The organism is Dyadobacter sp. LHD-138 (assembly GCF_030929615.1).
Taxonomy (GTDB): domain Bacteria; phylum Bacteroidota; class Bacteroidia; order Cytophagales; family Spirosomataceae; genus Dyadobacter.
Genome location: NZ_JAVFVU010000001.1, coordinates 207,462 through 232,627 on the forward strand (window position 1 = coordinate 207,462; position 25,166 = coordinate 232,627).

At 43.9% G+C, this 25,166-nt stretch carries 21 protein-coding genes; 8 read left to right on the plus strand and 13 right to left on the minus strand.

What is annotated here, in order from left to right:
- The first annotated feature begins 35 nt into the window (after positions 1 to 35).
- The 5 genes from RB622_RS00855 (at position 36) to RB622_RS00875 (ending at position 8,074) form a co-directional block, all read left to right on the plus strand.
- Positions 36 to 1,286 (plus strand): chorismate-binding protein, encoded by a 1,251-nt coding sequence (locus RB622_RS00855; protein WP_308044581.1) that lies wholly within the window; start codon positions 36 to 38, stop codon positions 1,284 to 1,286.
- A 152-nt stretch (positions 1,287 to 1,438) separates the two neighbouring features.
- The gene (locus RB622_RS00860; protein WP_308044582.1) at positions 1,439 to 2,545 is read left to right on the plus strand and encodes an efflux RND transporter periplasmic adaptor subunit; all 1,107 of its coding nucleotides are present in this window, start codon (positions 1,439 to 1,441) and stop codon (positions 2,543 to 2,545) included.
- A gap of 36 nt (positions 2,546 to 2,581) precedes the next feature.
- Entirely contained in the window at positions 2,582 to 5,689 is a 3,108-nt protein-coding gene (locus RB622_RS00865; RefSeq protein ID WP_308044583.1) for an efflux RND transporter permease subunit, read from the plus strand.
- A gap of 42 nt (positions 5,690 to 5,731) precedes the next feature.
- Complete coding sequence (locus tag RB622_RS00870; protein WP_308044584.1) at positions 5,732 to 7,063, plus strand: TolC family protein; 1,332 nt, start codon at positions 5,732 to 5,734, stop codon at positions 7,061 to 7,063.
- Positions 7,064 to 7,231: 168 nt separating this feature from the next.
- On the plus strand, positions 7,232 to 8,074 hold the full coding sequence (locus RB622_RS00875) for a S1-like domain-containing RNA-binding protein (RefSeq protein WP_308044585.1): 843 nt from the start codon (positions 7,232 to 7,234) through the stop codon (positions 8,072 to 8,074).
- A gap of 118 nt (positions 8,075 to 8,192) precedes the next feature.
- Here RB622_RS00875 and RB622_RS00880 read toward each other — a convergent pair whose 3' ends face one another.
- Positions 8,193 to 8,786 (minus strand): amidohydrolase family protein, encoded by a 594-nt coding sequence (locus tag RB622_RS00880; RefSeq protein ID WP_308044586.1) that lies wholly within the window; start codon positions 8,784 to 8,786, stop codon positions 8,193 to 8,195.
- Positions 8,787 to 8,884: 98 nt separating this feature from the next.
- Here RB622_RS00880 and RB622_RS00885 point away from each other — a divergent pair, with 98 nt between their 5' ends.
- Positions 8,885 to 9,607 carry a S1-like domain-containing RNA-binding protein gene (locus RB622_RS00885; RefSeq protein WP_308044587.1) on the plus strand — a complete coding sequence of 241 codons (723 nt, stop codon included), beginning with the start codon at positions 8,885 to 8,887 and terminating at the stop codon, positions 9,605 to 9,607.
- Positions 9,608 to 9,725: 118 nt separating this feature from the next.
- On the opposite strand, the gene RB622_RS00890 is transcribed toward RB622_RS00885, so the two are convergent.
- Both RB622_RS00890 and RB622_RS00895 read right to left on the minus strand, forming a co-directional pair.
- Complete coding sequence (locus RB622_RS00890; protein ID WP_308044588.1) at positions 9,726 to 11,054, minus strand: amidohydrolase family protein; 1,329 nt, start codon at positions 11,052 to 11,054, stop codon at positions 9,726 to 9,728.
- A 50-nt stretch (positions 11,055 to 11,104) separates the two neighbouring features.
- A complete protein-coding gene (locus tag RB622_RS00895; protein ID WP_308044589.1) occupies positions 11,105 to 14,134 on the minus strand; it encodes an amidohydrolase family protein in 3,030 nt (1,009 codons plus the stop codon).
- Positions 14,135 to 14,318: 184 nt separating this feature from the next.
- Between RB622_RS00895 and RB622_RS00900 the strand changes: the two genes are divergently transcribed.
- Both RB622_RS00900 and RB622_RS00905 read left to right on the plus strand, forming a co-directional pair.
- Positions 14,319 to 14,606 carry a hypothetical protein gene (locus RB622_RS00900; RefSeq protein ID WP_308044590.1) on the plus strand — a complete coding sequence of 96 codons (288 nt, stop codon included), beginning with the start codon at positions 14,319 to 14,321 and terminating at the stop codon, positions 14,604 to 14,606.
- A 315-nt stretch (positions 14,607 to 14,921) separates the two neighbouring features.
- Positions 14,922 to 15,284, plus strand: coding sequence for a hypothetical protein (locus tag RB622_RS00905; protein WP_308044591.1), 363 nt, complete (start codon positions 14,922 to 14,924; stop codon positions 15,282 to 15,284).
- A gap of 169 nt (positions 15,285 to 15,453) precedes the next feature.
- Here the strand turns inward: RB622_RS00905 and RB622_RS00910 are convergent, their stop codons facing one another.
- The 10 genes from RB622_RS00910 to RB622_RS00955 all read right to left on the minus strand — a co-directional run bounded on the left by RB622_RS00910 (position 15,454) and on the right by RB622_RS00955 (position 24,690).
- On the minus strand, positions 15,454 to 17,049 hold the full coding sequence (locus RB622_RS00910; RefSeq protein WP_308044592.1) for a peptide chain release factor 3: 1,596 nt from the start codon (positions 17,047 to 17,049) through the stop codon (positions 15,454 to 15,456).
- A 229-nt stretch (positions 17,050 to 17,278) separates the two neighbouring features.
- Positions 17,279 to 17,890 (minus strand): inorganic pyrophosphatase, encoded by a 612-nt coding sequence (locus RB622_RS00915; protein WP_308044593.1) that lies wholly within the window; start codon positions 17,888 to 17,890, stop codon positions 17,279 to 17,281.
- A gap of 41 nt (positions 17,891 to 17,931) precedes the next feature.
- The gene (locus tag RB622_RS00920; protein WP_308044594.1) at positions 17,932 to 18,906 is read right to left on the minus strand and encodes a glycosyltransferase family 2 protein; all 975 of its coding nucleotides are present in this window, start codon (positions 18,904 to 18,906) and stop codon (positions 17,932 to 17,934) included.
- Positions 18,907 to 18,970: 64 nt separating this feature from the next.
- The gene (locus RB622_RS00925) at positions 18,971 to 19,693 is read right to left on the minus strand and encodes a methyltransferase (RefSeq protein ID WP_308044595.1); all 723 of its coding nucleotides are present in this window, start codon (positions 19,691 to 19,693) and stop codon (positions 18,971 to 18,973) included.
- A 6-nt stretch (positions 19,694 to 19,699) separates the two neighbouring features.
- Positions 19,700 to 20,338, minus strand: coding sequence for a ribonuclease H family protein (locus RB622_RS00930; protein WP_308044596.1), 639 nt, complete (start codon positions 20,336 to 20,338; stop codon positions 19,700 to 19,702).
- A gap of 10 nt (positions 20,339 to 20,348) precedes the next feature.
- On the minus strand, positions 20,349 to 21,584 hold the full coding sequence (gene pepT / locus RB622_RS00935; RefSeq protein WP_308044597.1) for a peptidase T: 1,236 nt from the start codon (positions 21,582 to 21,584) through the stop codon (positions 20,349 to 20,351).
- 42 nt (positions 21,585 to 21,626) lie between these two features.
- Positions 21,627 to 22,094, minus strand: a complete 468-nt coding sequence (locus tag RB622_RS00940; protein ID WP_308044598.1) for a nucleoside triphosphate pyrophosphohydrolase family protein — start codon at positions 22,092 to 22,094, stop codon at positions 21,627 to 21,629.
- A 92-nt stretch (positions 22,095 to 22,186) separates the two neighbouring features.
- A complete protein-coding gene (locus RB622_RS00945; RefSeq protein ID WP_308044599.1) occupies positions 22,187 to 22,756 on the minus strand; it encodes a MarC family protein in 570 nt (189 codons plus the stop codon).
- A 91-nt stretch (positions 22,757 to 22,847) separates the two neighbouring features.
- Positions 22,848 to 23,549, minus strand: coding sequence for an NrtR DNA-binding winged helix domain-containing protein (locus RB622_RS00950; protein ID WP_308044600.1), 702 nt, complete (start codon positions 23,547 to 23,549; stop codon positions 22,848 to 22,850).
- A gap of 76 nt (positions 23,550 to 23,625) precedes the next feature.
- Entirely contained in the window at positions 23,626 to 24,690 is a 1,065-nt protein-coding gene (locus RB622_RS00955) for an aminotransferase class V-fold PLP-dependent enzyme (RefSeq protein ID WP_308044601.1), read from the minus strand.
- Positions 24,691 to 25,166 lie beyond the last annotated feature (476 nt).

Below are 25,166 nucleotides of genomic sequence, written 5' to 3' on the forward strand. Positions count from 1 at the left end.
GCAAGGCGGGTGGCAACCTGTTAAAGATGAACTGAATGATTTCAACACATATAAAAACTGCCCAGTCAATTTTAGAACAATTTGAGGCAGAAGAACTTTGGGAAGCAGCAAAAGAACTGGGATTTCCCTGTGCATTATGGAAACTTCCGCATACCCACGAAATAAAATTACTGATCTCCGTCAGAGAAGGCATCCGCAGCTGCCAGCCTGATCTGGAAAAACTTTCTCCCGGATTTATCATCAGTTCATTTCACTGGAAAGAGCAGGATGACGTTCTTTTTATGGAGGGAGATATCATTGCCGTATACGCAGAAAACGGGCTGATGCAGCAAATTGATAACCTGCCCGGTGAAGAGCACCCGGAGGTGATCAGACTAGCCGCTAAAGCTGGTGCGTTAAAAAAACTTCTGGTGGCTCACCCCAATCCTGAGACCACACTGCTTTTATCTTCTTTGCCTGATCATGACAGCAAAACACGGTTTGAACGAACGGTCGAACTCGCCGTTTCGGCAATCCGGCAAAAGCAGTTTCATAAAGTTGTACTTTCAAGAACCAAAGAGCTTAGTTATACCGATCAGTTTCAGCCGGCCAAAGCCTTTCAAAAACTCGCCAAAGCCTATCCGCACGCCTTTGTATCCCTGGTAAATCTGCCGGATCAGAAAGAACTCTGGCTTGGCGCGAGTCCCGAAGCGCTGGTTCAGCAGAAATCAGACGGCATTTTCAAAACCATGTCGCTTGCTGGAACACAAAAGGCGAAAGACGAAGCAGGGAATCTTATTGCCAAATACGATATCCGCTGGGGACAAAAGGAAATTGAAGAACAGGCGCTCGTAAGCCGTTACATTGTCGAATGTTTTAAAAAAATCAGGTTAAGAGAATATCTGGAAACGGGCCCTAAAACCGTCCTGGCAGGGAACCTTTATCACCTGCGTACCGATTTTGAAGTCGATACGAACGCTGTGAATTTCCCTGAACTTTCCTCTGTCATGCTTCGGCTGCTTCATCCAACTTCGGCCGTGTGCGGCGTACCAAAAATTCCGAGTTTGCAATTTCTGTCCGAAATAGAAGGATATGACCGCACTTTTTACAGCGGATTTCTAGGACCCGTACAGGTTGAAAGCGATTCAAACCTGTTTGTAAACCTGCGTACAGTTCGATTAAAAGATGGCATCGCCACCTTTTACGCCGGCGCAGGCATCACCGAAGACTCCATCCCCGAACGCGAATGGGAAGAAACGGAACTTAAATGTGACACCCTTCTGAAAGTTATCGGAAAAGATTTCTAATTTTTTTTCGAATCAGCCGTTAAACTTTTATAGTAGAAAACCATCTAAGCCGTATTACCTTTACATAGCAGTCAGAAAACACCACATTTTCTGACTGTTACCTATTCCTAACGAAATTATAATTCAAAAATACCCTGAAATAGTTCTAATTTATGAATCATAACCTCCTTTGGCCAAATTATTTACATCGGTCTTTTTTAGTTAACACAGTTTTTTCTCCTCTGATTCTGGCTTTTTCCTGCACTTTTATTTTGTCCTGTGGAGAGAAAAAAGACAACTTTAAACAAGATAAAAGCAAGTCAGATCCGACAGTGGTCGACGTAATTATCGCTTCCCGTGAAAACGTAAGTGATAAAGTTGAGGTAAACGGAACCGTGGTTGCCAACGAATATGCGGAGCTTCGCCCGGAAGTAAACGGACTGTTAACGTTCCTGGATGTACCCGAAGGAAAAACGATTCAAAAAGGTACGGTTATTGCGCGCATTAACAATGCAGACCTGCTGGCTCAGCTCGAAAAATCAAAAGTACAGCTGGAACTGGCCGTAAAAACCGAAGAAAGATTAAAAAAATTAATAGCCATCAGTGGGGTAAATCAGGCTGACTATGACCTTGCCTTAAACCAGGTTAACTCACTGAAAGCGGATATGGTTTATACCCAGGCGCTCATTGACAAAACGATTATCCGCGCGCCATTTACAGGTATTGTAGGTCTGCGTAAAGTAAGTGCAGGAACATACGTTTCGCCGACGACAGTCATTGCCAGCATGCAGCAGCTCAGCAACCTGCGTGTCGATTTTACCGTTCCCGAAGTTTATCAGTCATTTGTCAGCAAAGGCAGCACAGTGGATGTGATCATCGATCAGAAAGGAACCATTCAGAAAGCAACCATTATCGCAACGGAACCACAGATCAATCAAAGCACCAGAAATATTACCGTAAGAGCCACTTTGAGTGGAGCGACTTTTAATCCAGGTTCTTTTGCCAAAGTTTACCTGAATGCAGGCGCTCAAAAAAACAGTATTTTAATTCCGACCAACTGTATCATTCCTGAATCCAGAAATAAGAAGGCGGTTACAGTAAAAGGTGGAAAGGCCGTTTTCGTTACCATCGAAACGGGCGTTCGTCAAGCAGACTTTGTAGAAATTACCAAAGGTATTAATGTTGGAGATTCCGTAGTTGTTTCCGGGGTATTGTTCGCCCGTCCCGATGCGCCAGTGAAAGTGAGAGCAGTAAAAAACCTGAGAACATCTGCCGAATAACGGTAAAATGATGCCCATTCCTTTGACATCCATCCTATGAATATTTCGGAATTATCACTGAACCGGCCAGTACTTGCCGTGGTTATGAACCTGCTTATCATCCTTTTCGGCGTGGTGGGTTATAACTTTCTGTCACTGCGGGATTATCCTGCCATTGACCCGCCTATCGTGAATGTGCGCACGAGTTACACAGGCGCAAATGCAGACATTATCGAAAGCCAGATTACCGAGCCTCTTGAAAAAAGCATCAATGGTATTCCCGGTATCAAGACCATCAGCTCATCCAGCCAGATCGGTACCAGTAATATCACCGTTGAATTCAACCTGGAAATTGACCTGGAAGCGGCTGCCAACGATGTTCGCGACAAGGTAAGTCAGGCCCAAAGGAACCTTCCCCAGGATGTTGACGCCCCGCCGGTTGTAAGCAAAGCAGATGCCAATAGTGACTTTATTCTGCTGCTTGCCGTGCAAAGTCCATCCAAGGGACTTCTGGAATTAAGTGAGTATGCTGAGAACGTTTTACAGCAAAGCCTTCAGACGATTGACGGTGTAAGTGCGATCAATATTTTCGGACAAAAAAGATATGCCATGCGTATCTGGCTTGATCCCGATAAAATGAACGCTTATAATATTTCATTTAATGACATCAATACGACATTAAGTGCAGAGAATGTTGAACTTCCCGCTGGTAAAATTTACGGAAACCAGACCGAGCTGACCATCCGCACGATGGGTAGGCTGACGACCGAAAAAGAATTCAATGACCTGATCATTAAAAATGACAGCACCGGAATCGTTCGTTTGAGCAATGTGGCCAAAGTGGAGCTGGGGCCTGAAAACGAAGAGCAAAGCTGGAAATACAACGGGGTATATGCCGTTGGTTTGGCCGTTATCCCGCAACCGGGCGCCAATTATGTAAAAATCTCGGACGAGTTTAACAAACGCCTTGAAGAAATTCAAAAATCCAATAAGTCTGACATTACCTTCAACGTACTGATCGACAATACCCGTTTGGTCCGTCAGTCAGTGGAAGAAGTGGAAGAAACCCTGCTGATCTCTTTCGGGCTCGTCGTTATTGTGATTCTGTTCTTCTTCCGGAACTTTCTGGTGGCAATCCGTCCCTTGATCGATATCCCGATTTCACTCGTGGCGACATTTTTCGTCATGTACATCTGTGGTTTCTCCATCAACATTCTGACGCTTTTGGGGATTGTACTGGCCACCGGACTTGTGGTGGATGATGGTATTGTGGTGACCGAAAACATTTTCCGAAAACTCGAAGAAGGACTCCCCATCAGGAAGGCTGCCCTGGAAGGCAGTAAGGAGATTTTCTTTGCCGTTATTTCTACATCACTCACGCTGGCCGTGGTATTCCTCCCTGTCATTTTCCTGGAAGGTTTTGTAGGAAGTCTTTTCCGGGAATTCGGGATCGTTGTAGCTTCCGCCGTTTTGATCTCCGCGTTTGTTTCACTGACCATCACACCCGTGCTAAACGTGTTTTTGAACAGAAAAAATGCCAGTCACGGCTGGTTCTATAACAAAACAGAGCCATTTTTTACCGGCATGGAAAACGGCTATAACAGGTCGTTAAAAGGTTTTATGCACGTGCGCTGGACTGCCTGGGTGATAGTCGTTGCTTGTCTGGGCATAATCTATTACACCTATACTCATTTGCAAAGCGAACTGGCCCCTATGGAAGACCGCAATAGCGTGCGTTTAAGCATGTCCGCGCCGGAAGGAACCAGTTTTGATCAGATGCAGAGCATTTCCGACGAAGTAGTTAATTATTTAAATGATTCGATTCCGGAACGTCAGTTCGTGTTTTCATCCACGCCCGGTTTTGGTGGCGGCGGTATGAATGCATCCTCGGGACGTATCGGTCTCGTGCCTTCTCATGATAGAAAAAGGAGCCAGAACGATATCGCGATGGCTATTAACAAGAAACTTCCCAAATTTAATAACGCCCGGATATTTGCCGTTCAGGAGCAAACCATTGCCGTGGGTATTGGCTCACGCGGGGCGCTGCCCGTTCAGTTTATCCTGCAAAACCTTGACTTTGCCAAGCTTACGGATGTAATGCCTAAATTCCTCGAAGAAGCAAGGAAAGATCCTGTTTTCCAGAATGTCGATGTGAACTTAAAGTTTAATAAACCCGAAGTATTGCTGACGATCGACCGTCTGAAAGCACGCGATCTTGGACTTTCTACAACGGACGTTGCAGCAACGATCCAGGCCGCGTTCAGTGGACGAAGATTGGCTTATTTCATCAGAAACGGCCAGCAATATCAGGTAATCGGACAAGTTGAACGAGCGGATCGTGACAAACCTGCCGACATTGAGAAATTGTATGTGCGCAATGACCGCGGTCAGAATATTCCTTTGAGTGCCGTGGTAAAAATGGAAGAACAAAGCGGCCCGCCAACAATTTATCACTACAACCGTTACAAAAGCGCGACAATTTCCGCCTCTCTGGTGGAAGGAAAAACGGTTGGCGACGGTGTTGTAGCGATGCGTAACATTGCCAATAAACTTCTGGACGAGTCTTTCCAGACCTCGTTAAGCGGTCCTTCACGTGATTTTGAAGAAAGCTCTTCCAATACCAGTTTTGCTTTTGGGCTAGCCTTATTACTTGTATACCTTGTATTGGCCGGTCAGTTTGAGAGCTTTACGGATCCGTTCATCATCATGATCACCGTACCTCTTGCGTTGGCAGGAGCACTTTTGAGCCTTTATATTTTCAATCTGACGATTAACATTTTCTCACAGATCGGCATGATCATGCTCATCGGGCTGGTGACAAAAAATGGTATTTTAATCGTGGAATTTGCCAATCAGAAACGGGAACATGGCATGGCCAGACTTCCGGCGGTTATTGAATCGGCAACCCAGCGTTTGCGTCCAATCCTGATGACAAGTCTTGCAACGGCATTCGGAGCATTGCCGATTGCATTAAGTCTCGGGGCAGCTGCTACCAGCCGTGTGCCTCTGGGTGTTGTTATTGTGGGCGGTCTTACGTTTTCGCTCATCCTGACCTTGTTCGTTATTCCGGCGATTTACACGTTTATTTCCCCAAAACACAACAAGCACAGAGAACAAACCGCCGCGGCTGAAGAAGAAGCTGCCGCAGCTGCCGTCGTTGTTTAGATCCTAAATCATTTAGTAATCATAAGTCAATATTGGTTTTGCATGAATCCGCTAACAAACCTTAATATCAGTTTAAAAATCGCTTGTCTTCTTTTGCTGACCAGTGCTCCGGCCATTTGCCATAACGGGGCAGACTCTCTTAGGATCACGCTGGATGAAGCTATTTCCATTGCTTTAAAAAACAGCCTGGAGATACAGATCGCCAAAAATGACATGGAAGCCAACACACTGCTTAATAACTATGGCGTAGCTGGGGGACTTCCCACAGTCAATGCCAACGCTTCCAACACGGAACAAATTCAGAATATTACCCAGGAACTGCAAACAGGTGCCGGAACCAAACGCCGTGGCGCAGAAGGGAATAATACGAGCGCGGGTATCACAGCCAGTCTTCTTTTGTACAACGGAAAAAGAGTTGTTGCGACAAAGAAGCGTCTGGCCGAATTACAGTATCAAAGCAGTGAGGTTTTAAATTCTCAGATACAAAATACCGTTGCAGCGGTTATGACAAGCTATTACGATGTTGTTCGCCAGTTGAGCTACATCAACACGGTTAAATTTTCCATTGCCGCTTCGCAAAAAAGGCTGGAAATCATTGAAGTGCGTAAGACAGCCGGGATGGCCAATAATACCGATTTATTTCAGGCACAAATTGACCTGAACACCTTGAACCAAACGCTGATCACCCAGCAATTGGCCGTAGATGTAGCCAAGTCCGAGTTATTGAGACTGCTTGCACTTGATCCAAAGTCGCCCGTTGCCATAAAAGACACGATTTTGGTTGAACAGGGTTTACAAATCGACCATGTACTGGATAAACTAGCATCCAATGCAGACATCAAGGCGGCTGACAATCAAATCCGCATTTCAGAATTGATCGTGAAAGAAACCGCTGCCCTGCGCTACCCTACCGTAAGATTAAATCTTGGTTACAACTATACCCGTAACCAAAGTACGGCAGGTTTTACCTTATTGAACAAGGTCTCAGCACCCAATGCAGGCGTTACCCTTGCCGTTCCTATTTATAACGGGGGGGCTTTTAAACGTCAGAAGCAAGTTGCAGAAATCAACTCTTCGTCGGCGAAAACGCAGAAACAGATCCTTTTCCGGGATTACTCGGCACAGGCGGTAAAAATGTTCCAGACGTATCAAAGTTCTCTGGATCAGCTTGAATCTCAGAAGGCTAATTACAAGTTAAGTCAGCAGCTTTTGGATCTTACCTTGCAGCGTTTTCAGCTTATTCAGGCAACAATTATTGATGTAAGGGAAGCACAGCGCAGTTTCGAGGAAGCAGGTTACCGGCTGATCAACCTGAACTATGCTGCCAAATCGTCTGAAATTGAACTGAAAAGATTAACCAATGCACTGATGTAAATCCATCAACGGTACCTGAGTTCACCTTCCTGTATAAAACCAAGGTTTTCAATGGTTTCTTACATGGTTTTATTATTTCAGGGCACATCAACTTCTATGGTGCTAAGAGATTAAGGTGGTAAATACCGGTTTATAGCATTACCTTTGCAGCAAACTTAGAGACAGAGAATGCTTTTTATAGGAAAATATAACCACCTGACCATCCTGCGTGATACCAGCGTTGGCTTCTTTTTAGGCGATGTAGAAGGTGAAGAAGTGCTTCTTCCCAATAAATACAAAACTGATGACATGCAGATCGATGATGTTATCAAGGTTTTTGTATACAACGATTCGGAAGACCGGCCGGTGGCAACCACAGAAACTCCCAAAATTGTACGGAACGAATTTGCCAATCTTGAAGTCAAAGACGTCTCGGAACATGGGGCATTTTTGAATTGGGGATTGGAAAAAGACCTTTTTGTTCCGTTCAGAGAACAAACCACACCGATGGAAATTGGCGAGTGGCATGTGGTCTTTTTATACCTGGACCAAAAAACATCCCGTTTGATTGCCACAACAAAGCTCGACAGATATTTGGAAAACGAGCGTCTGCTGGTCAAAGAAGGCGATGAGGTTGATTTGCTCGTTTGGAAAAAAACGGATCTTGGCTACAATGTGGTGGTAAACCAGTTTCATAAGGGACTTATTTATGCCAATGAGGTTTTCAAAACCATTCAGGTAGGCGATTCTCTGAAAGGTTATGTCAAAAAGATCCGGGACGAAAACAGACTGGATATCAGCCTGGAAAAACAGGGTTACGAAAATGTGGTGGAACCTACTGCACAACGCATTCTTGACGACCTTAAAAAGAACAACGGCTTCCTGAACCTTTCAGACAGCAGCGCTCCAGAAGACATTAACAGACAACTCGGAATCAGCAAGAAAGTCTTCAAAAAAGCCATTGGCGGTTTATACAAACAAGGCCTGATACGTATCACCGAGGAAGGAATTTATTCACTGACGGAAGATTAATTTGTCAGGTTACCAGGTTAGGTTACACAGAGAACCACAGAGTTAAAAAAGAGAGCCGCAGAGATTTATTTTCTCTGTGGCTCTCTTTTTTAACTCTTAAAACGCTGTGTAACCTAAATTACTTCTGGCCGTATTTTTCTTTATACTTCTCGTAAAGACGTTTTTGTTTGTCATCCAGGTTCACTTTTCCACCCTTGATGAAAACCATCTGTACCGCGTTTCCACGCATATCCAGCATATCGCCAGTCGTTACGACCAGAGAAGCCTGCTTACCTTTTTCCAAAGTTCCCACGTATTGATCCACGCCCAATATTTCAGCAGGATTTTTGGTGATAAATTGCAGTGCCTGTTCCGGTGTCACATCACTGAAACCAGATGATGTGCCGGCTAAAAAAGCAAGGTTACGGGTTCTCCACCATTCATCAGCGTAGGTGATTGCAACTTTCACGCCCGCTTTTGCCAGTATTCCCGGTAACTCATAAGGAAGATAAACACCTTCATCTGTCCCGTTTGGCAGACGGTGCGCAGGATTCAAAACCACAGGAATCTGATTATCTTTCAAAAATGCAGTCACCTTATTGGCCTGGTCTCCGCCCACAATCACGATCTTTTTCAATCCGAATTCCTGAGCAAATTTCACCGATTCAATGATATCCTTGGCATAATCAGCCCGAATATAAAGATTGGTCGTTCCTTTAAAAAGAGCGCGCATGGCTTCCAGACGCATATTGGCCGGACTTGGCTTTGCTGTTTCGGCATAAGCTTTGGCCTGGGAAAGTGCTTCTTCCCAATAAATACAAAACTGATGACATGCAGATCGATGATGTTATCAAGGTTTTTGTATACAACGATTCGGAAGACCGGCCGGTGGCAACCACAGAAACTCCCAAAATTGTACGGAACGAATTTGCCAATCTTGAAGTCAAAGACGTCTCGGAACATGGGGCATTTTTGAATTGGGGATTGGAAAAAGACCTTTTTGTTCCGTTCAGAGAACAAACCACACCGATGGAAATTGGCGAGTGGCATGTGGTCTTTTTATACCTGGACCAAAAAACATCCCGTTTGATTGCCACAACAAAGCTCGACAGATATTTGGAAAACGAGCGTCTGCTGGTCAAAGAAGGCGATGAGGTTGATTTGCTCGTTTGGAAAAAAACGGATCTTGGCTACAATGTGGTGGTAAACCAGTTTCATAAGGGACTTATTTATGCCAATGAGGTTTTCAAAACCATTCAGGTAGGCGATTCTCTGAAAGGTTATGTCAAAAAGATCCGGGACGAAAACAGACTGGATATCAGCCTGGAAAAACAGGGTTACGAAAATGTGGTGGAACCTACTGCACAACGCATTCTTGACGACCTTAAAAAGAACAACGGCTTCCTGAACCTTTCAGACAGCAGCGCTCCAGAAGACATTAACAGACAACTCGGAATCAGCAAGAAAGTCTTCAAAAAAGCCATTGGCGGTTTATACAAACAAGGCCTGATACGTATCACCGAGGAAGGAATTTATTCACTGACGGAAGATTAATTTGTCAGGTTACCAGGTTAGGTTACACAGAGAACCACAGAGTTAAAAAAGAGAGCCGCAGAGATTTATTTTCTCTGTGGCTCTCTTTTTTAACTCTTAAAACGCTGTGTAACCTAAATTACTTCTGGCCGTATTTTTCTTTATACTTCTCGTAAAGACGTTTTTGTTTGTCATCCAGGTTCACTTTTCCACCCTTGATGAAAACCATCTGTACCGCGTTTCCACGCATATCCAGCATATCGCCAGTCGTTACGACCAGAGAAGCCTGCTTACCTTTTTCCAAAGTTCCCACGTATTGATCCACGCCCAATATTTCAGCAGGATTTTTGGTGATAAATTGCAGTGCCTGTTCCGGTGTCACATCACTGAAACCAGATGATGTGCCGGCTAAAAAAGCAAGGTTACGGGTTCTCCACCATTCATCAGCGTAGGTGATTGCAACTTTCACGCCCGCTTTTGCCAGTATTCCCGGTAACTCATAAGGAAGATAAACACCTTCATCTGTCCCGTTTGGCAGACGGTGCGCAGGATTCAAAACCACAGGAATCTGATTATCTTTCAAAAATGCAGTCACCTTATTGGCCTGGTCTCCGCCCACAATCACGATCTTTTTCAATCCGAATTCCTGAGCAAATTTCACCGATTCAATGATATCCTTGGCATAATCAGCCCGAATATAAAGATTGGTCGTTCCTTTAAAAAGAGCGCGCATGGCTTCCAGACGCATATTGGCCGGACTTGGCTTTGCTGTTTCGGCATAAGCTTTGGCCTGGGAAAATGTACTGCGAAACACGTCTATAATCTCCTGACGCTTCTCATTTCTTTTTACAGAAACAGAAAAATCTTCATAGTTAAAACTGCTGGCCAAAAATGGAGGCCAGTTGATCCAGATGCCATCATCCTTTTTCAGTACTGCATCTTCCCAATTCCATCCGTCAGAATAAAACACGGATGAGGAGCCCGAAATAATCCCGCCCTGCGGAACGGCCTGAGAAAGCAAAATCCCAGTGTTGCGCAGCGTAGGTATAACTTCAGAATCGGTATTATAGGCAACCAGCGCCCGCACGTGCGGATTAATTTCTCCTACTTCGTTGTAGTCCAGCGTCGCGCGCACCGAGGCGATTTCCTGAATACCAACCGTGGTGTTCATTGAAATAATACCAGGAAAAATATGCTTCCCTTTGACATCAATCACTTCCGAGCTATTGCGATCAACCGCAGCGCCCGAAGCGGCTACCTGCGTAATAACTCCTTTATCAAAAGCAATGACACCGTTTTCAATTACCTGCCCGTTGCCCAGGTGTATGGTTCCGCCAGTCAGGATAATGGGTTTTGTTTGCGGCTTGGCCGGAGCCGGGTTCTGGGCATATCCGGCAAAATTAAGACAGAAAATAGCCGCCAACCCGAAGAAGCAAGATGCCGGTTTTATATATTTTTTTGTTTTCATAAGACAGTTAAAAAATGAGTAAATGATGGAAGAACAGACAAAGATTTCCTTTATTTTCCTTCCTCATGTTCTGCATGAATACCGATGATATCTTCACAATGCCACATGCGTGGCTGAGCTGCCTGTGGTTTTTGTGTCGGTTTTCCATCGGCCTTGTCGCTGAGCATTTTTTGAATAATGCGTTCGCGCTCCAACGCTATTTTAGCCTGTTTTGCAACGTCTTCTTTACGGTCAAAATAAACCGTTCCTTCAATCATTGTAAATTCAGGACGTGCATAAATTGACAGCGGATGCGCATTCCAAAGAACCAGATCGGCGTCCTTGCCAGCCTTAATGCTACCCATTCTATTGTCAACGTGCAAAAGTTTCGCAGGATTTAAAGTAATCATTTTCCATGCTTCCTCTTCCGGCACCCCGCCAAAAGTTACCGTTTTAGCCGCTTCCTGATTTAATCTTCTGGCCATTTCCGCATCGTCTGAATTGATTGCCACGGTGATTCCCTCGTGGTACATCAGCGCCGCGTTATATGGTATAGCCTCTTTCACTTCCATCTTGTAAGCCCACCAGTCAGCAAATGTGGATCCGCCGATATTACGGTTTTTCATTTTGTCGGCCATCTTATAGCCTTCCAGAATGTGCGTAAAAGTATTGATCTTAAAGTTCAGCGAATCGGCTACGTGCATCAACATATTAATCTCGGATTGCACGTAAGAGTGACAAGTGATAAAACGCTGACTATCCAAAATCTCAGCCAAAGCTTCCAGCTCCAAATCTTTACGCGGAACTTCCAGACCCGTTTTCTTTGCAGCCCCGTTGTAATCCTTCCAGGTTTTTGCGTATTCTTTCGCTCTGATAAAATGATCAAAGTAAACCTGTTCAACCCCCATTCTCGTTTGTGGGAAACGTACGCGTGCCACATCACCCCAGTTCGATTGCTTTACGTTTTCGCCCAAAGCAAACTTTATCGTTTTAGCATCCGGAATAAGCATTTCCGATTGTGTCGCTCCCCATTTCAATTTGATCAGGGCACTTTGTCCGCCAATCGCGTTGGCTGAACCATGAAGCAAATGTGAAGTAGTAACACCACCAGCCAGCTGACGGTAGATATTGACATCATCCGGATTGATTACATCACTCATACGCACCTCTGCCGTACTGGATTGTGATCCCTCGTTGATCGCAAACAAAGCGATATGAGAATGCTCATCGATTATGCCGTTGGTCAAATGTTTTCCAGTACCGTCAACCGTACGTGCGCCCGATGGCGCTGACAATCCTTTACCCACTTTTGCAATTTTCCCGTTCTGGATAATCACATCAGCATTTTGCAGAATACCGTCTTTCTCGTTGGTCCAAACCGTCGCATTTTTCACAAATACGGTTTCGGATTTTGGCAGCTGCTCATTTCCAAATCCTACAAAAGGAAAAACAACCGGGCCAGTTTCCTTCATTTTAAGGGAAGCAGTATCCTTTTTGGCAACTTCCTTATAGTTTTCTGTCAAAGTTGCATTCCAGGTAACCGGCGCCCCGTCTGGTAAAATACCTTCGCCCGAAAGTCCTTTCCCGGCAATCCAGCCTGTTAGCCTTATGGTCCCCGGATTTTTCGTTTCAGGCTGATAAGTCATGGTCAGCAGTTCATTGGCTAAAATTACCTTTGGCGTAATCTTAACGGTGTCTTTCAGGATGATTTTATATTCCGGCTTTTCAACGGAACCTGATATTTCCAGCTTGCCTGTCGCTTCCCTGTTGATCGAAAAAGAATAATTCCCCCTGAAATCTGGTGCATTCAGCGGCGCAACAATGAATTTTTTCCCCTGAACCCAGTTTTCATAAATCACATTTTCCTTGCTGAATAAATCATCGGAGGTAATCAAAAAATTCGCGAGCAATCCCGCTTTCAAGCTTCCAACTTGCCCCTCAGCTTTTATGAGTTTGGCAGGCGTGGTTGTCAATGCCTCCAGTGCTTTTTCTTTCGGTAAACCATACTCGATTGCGGTGCGTATTTTAGCCCAGAAATCTGTTTTGTTTTTAAGATCCGCAGAAGTTAGCGCAAAAGAAACGCCTCCTTTGGAAAGTATCGAGGCATTGGCAGGCGCCATTTCCCAGTGCTTAAGTTGCGCAACGGTGATCACATCGGCATCCCATGGATCACTCACATCATAAGCCGCCGGAAAATCAAGGGGTAAAATCAAAGTCGCTTTCGTGCCTTTAATTTCCTCCAGACGCTGATACTCATCACCTCCGCCTTTGATAATATACTGAAGTCCGAATTCGTCACCGATCTTGTCGGCACGCAATACACTATATTTGTCGTTCGTTTCAAAAAAGGAAGGCAGGCCCTTGATCTGGTTAAATGCTTCCAGCGAAAGATTCGTCTCCTTAGCCTTCCCCCCTTTTGCATACCAGTCTGCATCGTAATAATGCTGACGAAGCAACGCGACCACACCCATTCCGGATGAAGGATAATTCTGCGTTGAACTTCCTTTACTTAGAGAAAAATGCGCAGAAGCCTTCCCGTTTAACAGCGCCTTGTTCGCAGATTCATCCGTGAGCGTAACCACCGCGCCATTACCACGAACAATTCCATCATGCTGATGCGTCAGTACTGTCCCGAAGCCAATTTTCCGCAGATCAGCTGCTTTTTTAGTATCAGTCGTGAAAATATTACTGGCATCTGTTTCTGGTTGGATAGACTGGTTCCAGCCAAATGCACCTTTTTTATTGGATTCTAATTGCGGCGTTTGACGGCCTGCGCTACGTTGGTCGCGTTTGATCTCGGGCATTCCATAGTCGGAATCCAGGTCGATAAGTGATGGATAGATATATTTACCTTTCAAATCCACAACCACAGCAGCGGCAGGAATTTTAACCTGTTTGCTTACTTCACGGATCATACCGTTTTCGATAAGCAAAGTCCCGTTTGAAATCGTTGTTTTGGAATCCACTACGATCGTGGCGTTTGTAAATGCATATTGCCCTTTTCTTTCATCATAGGCGCCATTACGGGGGAAGGTTTCCTGGGCATGGCACAATGAGGTCAAGGTTAGTCCAACTACTAACGTTGATAATTGTTTAATCATAGAATTAGGAGATTTTTAAAATTAGTTAAGGAATTTTTGTTAATCCAACTGTTGATAAGACAATATACAATGAAAACACTTAACACAGTGCTTAAAGCCCCGTATTACAATATCTGTACAATCTGTACTTGGAATTTCAATATTGGTTTGTTTTTTTGTAATTAGCATTACCTTTAAAATCTATATGACCTACGATCAATTCATTTCAAGCCTTTCACAATCTCAGCCGCCAAAAGAGCTCCCGGTGTTATTAAAAGCACTTTGGTATGATGCCAATGCTAATTGGGAAGCCGCTCACGACATCGCCCAAAGCAGCGAAGGAACAAAAACCTATGATCGCCTGCACGCTTATCTGCATCGGGTTGAAGGCGACACCTGGAACGCGGGATATTGGTACCGGAGGGCCGGTGCTGATGTTTTTAAAGGCTCCCTGAAAGAGGAATGGCAATTTCTGGTTGAATCGCTGCTTTAAACTAAATAAGTTTATATACTTATTTTTGAATACTATAAGCTATTTAACTTAAGTAGCTATTGGCGATTAGCTATATGCGATTAGCTCCGTGACCGAATGAGTAATAGATTATTATAAAAATCAATCATATAAACTAATTTTTCACTACTACTTATATGACAACAGGCTAGCATCAGGCAATGCTCGGAACGCGGTTAAGTTACACCCCGCCATCAGCATTGCACTGGCCACAATATTTTTCTATTAAATAAATCCATCCAGATTAAACCTTCTTTACAAATCGCTCTCTAAGACTGGTATCTAAACTTTAAAACCATGAAGAAGGGAATAATCGCCATTATGCTGGCCTTCGCAAGTATCTCTGCTTATGCACAGCGGGACAATGCAAAATTGACGCCGGAAGCAAGAGCAGAAAACCAAACCAAATCGTTAACCGCAAGTCTGGGCCTGACAGATGAGCAGCAAAAACAAGTTTATACGTTGAATTTGACGCGCGCCCAGAAAATGGAGGAAATGAGAAATTCGCAGGATGCGGACAGATCCAAAATGAGAGAGTCCATGGCAACTTTTAATACGGAACTTCAAAAAGTATTAACGCCCGAGCAACAGGAAAAATACAAAACAGTGATGGAAGAACGGAGGAGAAACGGCGGAGCAGGCAGAGGTCCAAGAAACTAGTTTCTTGCAAATCATTACTAAAAACGGTGTTTATCATTAAGTTTTAATTTAATGATAAACACCGTTTTTAGGTTTTGTACCCATCCTTTGAGGAATACATCAGGCAGTTGAAAGCCTGATTTGCTATAATATGATCAACCCTTCGGGTTTGTGGCGCCTGACGAAATATTTACAACGCCACCTCCGTCTTAAATTCCGACGTAAAATGGAAATGTATTTTCGGGTTATTCTCGCGGTTCATACGGATCATCCAGTCTGATTCTGCGAAAAATACCGGATTACGGTCTTTATCAAAGGCAATCTGATTTCCTTTCAAACGGATAAATTCGTCCATTGCCGATTTTTCATCCGCCGTTAACCAGCAAGCACGCGTCACGTTCATAGGAACCCAGCGGCATTTAGCACCATATTCATGTTCAAGGCGATACTGGATTACGTCAAACTGAAGCTCTCCAACTGTCCCTACAACTTTCCTATTTCCCAAGTCAAGATTAAACAACTGGGCAACACCTTCGTCCGTCAGCTGTTGAATTCCTTTTTCCAATTGTTTTGATTTCATCGGATCCAGGTTGATCAACTCCTTGAAAATCTCGGGAGAGAAACTAGGGATACCGGCAAAATTGAAGTTTTCTCCTTCTGTTAAAGTATCGCCAATTTTAAAATTTCCCGTATCATACAAACCGACAACATCTCCCGGGAACCCTTCGTCCAGCACACTTTTATCCGACGCCATGAAAGTAAACGGACTGGCAAAACGCACGTCCTTATTTAGTCTTACATGATGATAAAAAGTTCTTCGCTCAAATTTACCCGAGCAAATACGCAGGAAAGCGATACGGTCGCGGTGACGCGGATCCAGGTTTGCGTGAATTTTAAAAATAAAACCACTGAATTTCTTCTCAGTTGGTTCAACCTCACGCACATCCGTAGCACGTGGCTGCGGAAGCGGAGAAATTTCACAAAAGGTATCCAAAAGCTCCTTGATACCAAAGTTATTGATCGCGCTGCCAAAGAAAACCGGAGCCAGTTCTCCTTTTTCGTAAGCCTCTTTTGAAAACTGGTCGTAAACGCCTTCGACCAACTCCACATCCTCGGTCAACTGCACAGCGTCTTTCAGGCCAACAAGCTCTTCAAGTCTATCGTCTCCCAGATCAATTTCAACAACGTTGCTTTCAATTTTGGTTTTATTAATCTTAAAGAAATACAGTTTCTGCTCAAACAGACTGTAAACGCCTTTAAAATCTGCACCCATGTTAATCGGCCAGGTAAGCGGACGTACACGAATGCCCAACTTTGTTTCCAGCTCATCAAGAAGTTCAAATGGATTTTGACCTTCTCTATCGAGTTTGTTTACAAAAACAATCACAGGTGTGTTACGCATCCGGCAGACCTCCATAAGTCTTTCGGTCTGCTCTTCAACGCCTTTCACGCAATCAATAACCAGAATAACGCTATCCACAGCTGTCAGCGTGCGGTAGGTATCCTCGGCAAAGTCCTTGTGACCGGGTGTATCCAGAATATTGATTAACAAATCACGGTATTCAAAAGTCATTACCGACGTTGCAACCGAAATACCACGCTGCTTCTCGATTTCCATGAAATCGGAAGTGGCTGTTTTCTTGATTTTATTCGATTTTACAGCACCAGCCGTTTGAATCGCACCTCCAAAAAGCAGAAGTTTTTCTGTCAGGGTAGTTTTCCCGGCATCCGGGTGACTAATGATCGCGAATGTCCGCCTTTTCTTAATTTCCTCTATGTTACTCATTATGTTATTTTATATCCTGCTGCTACCGGTTTACGCTGATTTTCAGATTTAAATATCAAACCGAACAGGCTGACAACAGGTACGAAAGATTCCCTTTTTTCAAAATTTTGCACAAAGATACAAATAAACATAGCCGCTCCGTATCCGGAGCGGCTATATTATTAACTGTCAGTATGCTTGATGCATGCTAAGCATCTACTTTCATGAGTACCTGGGGTAATTCAGGTATTCAGTAGAAAGAATCTTTGTAATCTTCAACGGATGTAAGAATCACTTCGTGCGCTTCGTCACGGCCATAAACATTGGTAATTTCAATGTGTGCCTTTTCACCCGGAAGGTTTTTGTAAGTCAGGAAGTAGTGCTTCAAACGCTCAACAATTCCCTGTGGCAACTCGCTCAGATCAGCATATCCACCATAAACTTCGTCACCTTTCAAAACGGCAATGATTTTATCATCCGCTTCGCCGCCATCGATCAAACGAATACCACCGATTGGTTTTGCCTCACACATGACATCACCGTGCGTAATGATTTTTTCGCACAATACCAGGATATCAAGCGCATCACCATCACCTTCTGTAACGTCTCTCCCCGATCTGTCACGGGCAAGAGCTGCAATTTTATCGGCACAATACGTTTTAGGAATGAATCCGTAAAGCGCAGGAACAATATTGGAATATTTTTGAGGACGGTCAATTTTCAAATAACCTGTCTGCTTGTCAATTTCGTATTTTACAGTATCCGTAGGAACGATTTCAATAAATGCGTTTACCAGTTCAGGTGCATTTTCCCCCATCGGAATTCCATGCCAGGGGTGGGCTTTGTGTACGTTTGCGTTCATTATTTGGTAATATGTATATGATCTTTTTAATTCTTTATTTTTTATTCTCCGGCCTTTTCTGAAATCAGATAATCGCCTGTTTTGGATATGGATTGTTTCACAAATAACTCGCCCAGAAATCCGGCGAGAAATAGCTGCGAGCCGACCATGATCGCAACAAGCGCGAGAAAGAACAGCGGATTTTCTGTAACGTTGCGGTACTGTTCGTGGGAAATGTAAATTTTATAAATTTTCGTTCCCAGTAGCCAGAAGGCAATCACCGTTCCAAGAAAAAACATAAGCGTTCCAAGACTGCCGAACAAATGCATCGGGCGACGACCAAATTTATTGACGAACGCGATCGAAAGCAAGTCCAGGAAGCCAAAAACGAACCTTTCAAGGCCAAATTTTGTGTAACCGTATTTTCTTGCCTGATGCTGAACAACTTTTTCACCGATTTTTCCAAAGCCATTCCACTTGGCAATAACAGGAATATAACGGTGCATTTCACCATAAATCGTGACATTTTTAACCACGTCTTTACGGTACGCTTTCAGCCCGCAATTAAAATCGTGCAAAGATACGCCGGAAATACTACGGGTAGCCGCATTGAAAATTTTGGTCGGAATTGTCTTCGTGATCGGGTCGTATCTTTTCTTTTTCCACCCCGAAACCAGATCATAACGATCTTCTTTAATCATCCGGTATAGCTCAGGAATTTCGTCCGGACTATCCTGCAAATCAGCATCCATCGTGATAACCACATCGCCACGCACCGCCTGAAAACCCGTTTGCAAAGCAGCCGTTTTCCCATAGTTGCGTACGAACCGTTTACCTCTGATATGGGGATTTTTCAGTGAAAGCTCACATATTACTTCCCATGAGCGGTCTTTACTCCCATCGTCGATAAAAAGGATTTCGTAGGAAAAATTATTTTCAGTCATCACGCGCGCAATCCACTCACTAAGCTCTGGCAAAGACTCCTCTTCATTAAAAAGCGGGATAACAACGGAAATCTGAATAGCTGAATTGGTCATGAATAAAGTACAAGGGTGATACCTACACACCCGTATTAACGTGTAAAGTTCGTGTTTTTCCTGATCAAAATATCAAATAATAGTCTTTCATTAATTTTTTAAACTCAGGATGATAGGTTCTGCCATCTTCGCCGTATATAAACAAATCCGAATTAACATCCACAATATCAGCAAGTTCAAGTTTTGAAAAAATCATTAACAGACGAAATGGTTTCTTTTCTTTTTGATGGAACAAAGTTAGTTTTCGCTCCAAAAACCATCCGGCTTTCTCGGCGAGATCCTGAAAAATAATACCTTCATCGACCGGAAGCAGTATATTCCATTTCCCTTTTTCGGTGAGTAACCTGTCAATAGATTTGAGTAAGTCCTGAAAAGTGAGGGATTCTGAATGATGGGCCTGGTTTATTTTCAGATCCGGTGAGCGAAGATCCGACTGAAAAAATGGCGGATTGGTAATGATGCAATCGTATTTTCCGTCAGAAGAAAAATCCTGGATCGCATCATTGAAAATTGCGATCCGATTTTTAAAAGGACTGTTAGCGGTATTCCGGCTAGCCTGCGTATAGGCTTCGCGATCCAATTCGACCGCGTCAATCGTTGCGCGATGGTTACGCTGGGCAACCATCAAAGACAACAAGCCTGTGCCTGCACCAATATCCAGAATCCGCTCCGCATTTTCAACATCAGCCCAGGCACCCAGCACGCAGGCATCCGTGCAGACTTTCATCGCACACTGATCCTGATTGATCGTAAATTGTTTGAATTTGAAAAAGGAATTTCTGGCCATGGATTTTTATTTTCTTCCAAAGTCAGCAGGATTTTCACCCCAGTATTCCGTTTCCCATTTCAGGATTTTGTTCGGATAGCTGTTTGTGGCAAGCCAGCGCTCGGCTCTTTGCAGCATTTCAAAAACGGGCTTATTCCTTGGCGTCAGCTGCAATTTTGTATTGGCATGTTTCTTTTTAATCCAGCTGATCGCCGTTCGTGAATCTGAGTATACAGGAATTTCGCTGTTGTTCTTTTGCAAATAGGCCAATCCATGCACGATCGCTAGAAACTCGCCGATATTATTGGTGGCATCTTTGAAAGGCCCCTGAAGAAAAATCCTTTCGCCGGTTTGCAGATAAGTCCCCTGATACTCCATGTCACCCGAGGCCGTATTCCAGGCCGCGTCCACGGCAATGCTGTTTTTAATAGGCTGACCAATATTTGCCGGCGCTATTTTAGCCACTGGCTTTGCCGCGTTCTCCTTTTTTTGAACATACTCCCAATAATTCCGCTGAATGGCTGTTTCCGCTTCTTGTATCGAGTCAAATGATTTGTACCGGGCATCTTCAAAGCCCTTGATTTGCGCCTCACATTCTTTCCAGTCGGTAAACACACCTGTTTGTCTACCTTGCCACACTACATAAAATTTTGTCTTTTTTGCCATTAATTCTAAACTAACTTCTTTCCTCCCAAACCTGCGTCAGGCTTACGATAACCTCCACCGCTTTTTCCATATCCTGGACAGAAACCCATTCCAAACGCGAATGAAACGCATGTTCTCCGGCAAAAATATTCGGGCACGGCAGCCCCATAAATGACAGCCTGGAACCATCCGTTCCGCCGCGGATACTTCTCGTAATAGGATTTAAACCGGAACGCTTCATGGCCTCCACGGCATTATCAATGATCTGTGGGTGCAGAGCAAGGATTTCCTTCATGTTCCGGTACTGCTGTGTGACTTTAAATTCGCATTTCGAGTTGGGATAGCTGGCAAGAACCTTATCGACGATTTCTTGAAGAAAAGCTTCCTTTTCATGCAGTCCTGCTTCGGTAAAATCCCGGATGATAAAATCCAGAACCGCCCTTTCTTGTATTCCTTCGATATGAACCGGGTGAATAAAACCCTGCTTATCTTCCGTTGTTTCCGGGGAAAGACCGTCCTTCGGCAAAGCCGCCAGAATAGCACCCGCAATTTTTAGCGCGTTTTCCAGTTTACCGATCGCGTATCCGGGATGCGTGCTTACACCATGAATCGTAACCTTCACACCATCGGCAGAAAACGTCTCGTCTTCCATGGTACCGACTGCCTCTCCATCCACCGTGTAACCATAATCGGCACCGAGTTTAACCAAATCCACCTTTTCCGTCCCGCGACCAACTTCCTCATCCGGCGTAAAAAGTATTTTGATATCGCCGTGCTTTATTCTCGGATCCGTGACCAGAATTTCAGCCGCCGCCATGATCTCGGCAACACCGGCCTTATTGTCCGCTCCCAAAAGCGTACTTCCGCTGGCTGTTACAATGTCGTGCCCGATCTGATTTTTCAAATCGGGATGCTCCGAAAGTCTGATTACCTGTGTTGGATCATCGGGCAAAATAATATCCGCACCATTCCACTTCTGATGCACAATCGGCGCCACGTTCGCTCCACTCACATCCGGCGAAGTATCCACATGTGAGCAAAAACAGATCACCGGAATATTTTTCTTGTCCGAATTTCCCGGAATCGTTGCGTAAACGTAACCATGTTCATCCAGATGCGCATCTTCAATACCTAATTCCTGCAACTCGATCACGAGCTGATTACTCAGGTCCCGCTGTTTTTCCGTACTTGGAAAACTGGTTGATTGTGGATCAGATTGTGTGTCGATCTGAACGTAGCTAAGAAATCTGTTGAGTACGGAAGACATTTTACTTTAAATTAAAATGAAATAACGACTGATATTTATTCTTTATGAGGCGATAATTCCTGAAAGATCCGCCGGTGAATAATTGATATTTTTCAATGTCTTATCGTCAGCCGTGCGGTAAACAAGGTATTTGCCATTGTCTTCTTTGTAATAACATGCTGTGCCCTTGGCATTGTAATGCGCCACAGTCGCCTCGGCTTCTTCAATGCTCACACAGGCTTTTGACATATTGGAGCGTTGTACTTCATCAAACAATGCCCTGAATTTTTCTCCCAAACCAAATTCAAGCACCGCGCCTGAAAGTACATACTGCAAATCACAAAGTGCATCAGCCACCTCCACAAGATCTTTTTCCAGAATGGCCACTTCCAATTCTTTTAATTCCTCTGCCAAAAGCGCCACACGCAAACGGCTGCGATCCTCGGAAGGAATAGTCGGCGTTTCAAGGATTGGGTGTTTAAAAGTTTTATGAAATTCAGCGACCTGGTTAAGACTATCTAATTGTTGCATTGTGTTACAGAAATTTGAAATTTATTATAAATGATCCGTTCGAATCCGGTAAAAAAGGTATTTTCAAACCAAAACTCAGCCCAGCTTTAACGTTACAATATAAGGTTTGTTTTAAAAAGTTTTATAGAAATGGCCAGCAGAATGATACCAAATACCTTCCGAAGGATATCCGTCCCGCCTTTTCCAAGTTTGTTTTCAATCCAGTTGGAAGACCGCAGCACCATATAAACAAAAAATAAATTGAGCAGCACACCGACCAGAATATTGTTGATTTCATAGGTTGTCCGCAATGCAAGAAGGGTTGTCATTGTCCCGGCACCGGCGATGATCGGAAAAGCAATCGGCACGATCGACGCTGCGCTGACGCTGATGTTGTCATGTTTGAAAATACTGACACCCAGCACCATTTCCAATCCAAGAAGGAATAAAATGATGGCGCCGGCAACGGCAAATGAGGCAACATCCACCCCAAAAAGGCTTAAAAGTCTTTCGCCCAAAAACAAAAAAACGATCATGATCGCCCCCGCAGCCAGCGTGGCTTTTTCAGATTCGATCTTGCCCAGTTTCTTACGGAAATCAACAATGATGGGTATTGAGCCCAATACGTCGATCACTGAAAACAAAATCAGCGTTACGGAAAGTATTTCTTTGAGATTAAACATCGCGACACCAATTCAAGGATTATGCCGCAAAGTTGAACAAAACCCGTTGCTTACACAACCTTTTATTGTTAAGCTAACGATTTAAATCCTGCTAAGCGTTTCCGTTGGGCAAAAAGTTTAGAAAAGTATTAAACTGCTTTTTGTACTTTTCTTCGTCGATCTTGTAGTAAAAAGCACCTTTTTTCGAAAATCCTTTTTGCTTTTCTTCCAGCTTTATCAACAAATTTGTCGACAACAACTTCCGGCTAAAATTTCTTTTATCGAGTTCGGTTCCAAAAATCGCTTCGTAGAGTTTTTGCAGCTGCGGGATGGTAAATTTCTCCGGAAGAAGCTCAAAACCAATCGGATGCTGTGAAGCCTTATAACGCAAATGTTCGATAGCCATTTGCACCATCGCGCTGTGATCGAAGAGCAGCTGAGGCAGCTCCTGCATGGAGAACCACTGCGCTTCAAAATTCTTTGAAATTTTATTATCGTAATCGTCGACGTTAATCAAGGCAAAATAGGCCACTGACACGGTACGCTCTACCGGGTCACGTCTTGGATTTCCGAAAGTATGCAATTGTTCCAGATAAATATCGCTCAGATTCGTCAGCTCAAACAAAATACGCGTGGAAGCCTCCTCCAGACTTTCATCCGGCTGCACCCAGCCGCCCATCAGCGACCAGGTGTGATGCTCGTCTTCAATGCCCCGTTTTACCAATAATAATTTTAATTCCTGACCGTCGAATCCGAAAATAATGGAATCGAGCGCTACCAGACATTTCGTTTGTGTCTGGTATTGATGCAACATATCTATTAACACAATGGGCTCTCCTGTATGAGTAAACTACTTTTTAATTATAAATACAATTCAATGACATTACTACTCATTCCTTTGAAACGGAATTGTCTATCAGACATTTTTTAAGCAGATCTATTTCCTGCTGCGTAATGGCCGGAAAATTGGCGATGCGAAACGAGGTTTCCTTCCACGCACCATAGCCGTTGCCCAGCATGATGCCGCTTTCTTTTGCCGCCTTTTTCAGGAACGTAACCCGTTCTTTTGTACCCGTAACAGCGATCACCGTATCAGAGCGAACTTCCTCGTTTTTAACCAAAACGTCGTATCCGTTTTCTGCCAGGAAAATGTACCATGCGCCGGCCCGTAATTTGGTTTGATCCGACACTTCGGATAATGGCGCCACCTGCTCCATGATGCGTCCGGCCAGATAAATACCCAAAACATTCGGTGTGTAGGGCGTCTGGTATTTGAGGAAGTTATCCCGGATAAAAAGAAAACTATTGTAATAATCACGGTCGCAGATCTTTTCAGCCTGTTTGATGGCCCTCGGTGAAGCGACAAGAACACTTAACCCTGCTGGCAAACCGAAACATTTCTGCACCGAAGCATACCATAGATCCGCATCTTCCCAGGGAAATTCCACACCAGCCATGGACGAAGTCGCGTCGACAGCAATGACCTGTTCCGTTTGTTTTCTCAGCTCCGCAAAAAATGAAAACGGCAAGGCAGTTCCGTTTGAGGTTTCATTATGCGTCAGGCAAATCACTTCGTTTTCCTTATCGGCAATAATATCGGCTGTCTGAGGCAAAGTATTTGGCTCAAAAGATAATCCCTTCGCGCCCGGTTTCAGCTTTTGGGTATATTCCAGCCACTTTTCACCAAATGCTCCATTAAATACATGAAGACTCTTTGACGCAACAAAAGACTGCGCAATAATTTCCCAGCATTCCGTGGCAGACGAACAAAAATAAACTTCGTAATCTGCGGGGATATCAAGTTTAGATTTCATCATCGCAATCGTTTCTTTGAGCATCACCATGAATGGTTCACTACGATGATTGACGCTAAGAATTCCACTTTGATAGGCATCAGACAAATATTTTTCCACCTGTGAATAAACTTTTGACGGACCGGGATAGAAGGTAATCATAGATTTCTGTTTTAATCAAACTAAAAAGTTTGTGGATACGTCGCCAATTCCAGCTGAAATAAAACAGGTTCTTTATCAAAGGGAAGGAATTGATTTGCACCGTTTCCACGCAATTGATAAAGAACCTTTTTTGTGTCACCCTTTCAGGGTTTCCAGATCATGTCTCGTATTGTCTATCTATAATACTTTCAACCCTTCGGGTTTATGATCTTTCAACATTATTGGGCGAATAATTTATTTAATTCTGATTCAAGACCATTTTAGCATTGTCTATCTACAATACTTTCAACCCTTCGGGTTTATAATCTTTCAACGTTGTTGGGCAAATAATTTATTTAATTCTGAGTCAGGATCATTTTTAGCATTGTCTATCTACAATACTTTCAACCCTTCGGGTTTATAATCTTTCAACGTTGTTGGGCAAATAATTTATTTAATTCTGAGTCAGGATCATTTTTAGCATTGTCTATCTACAA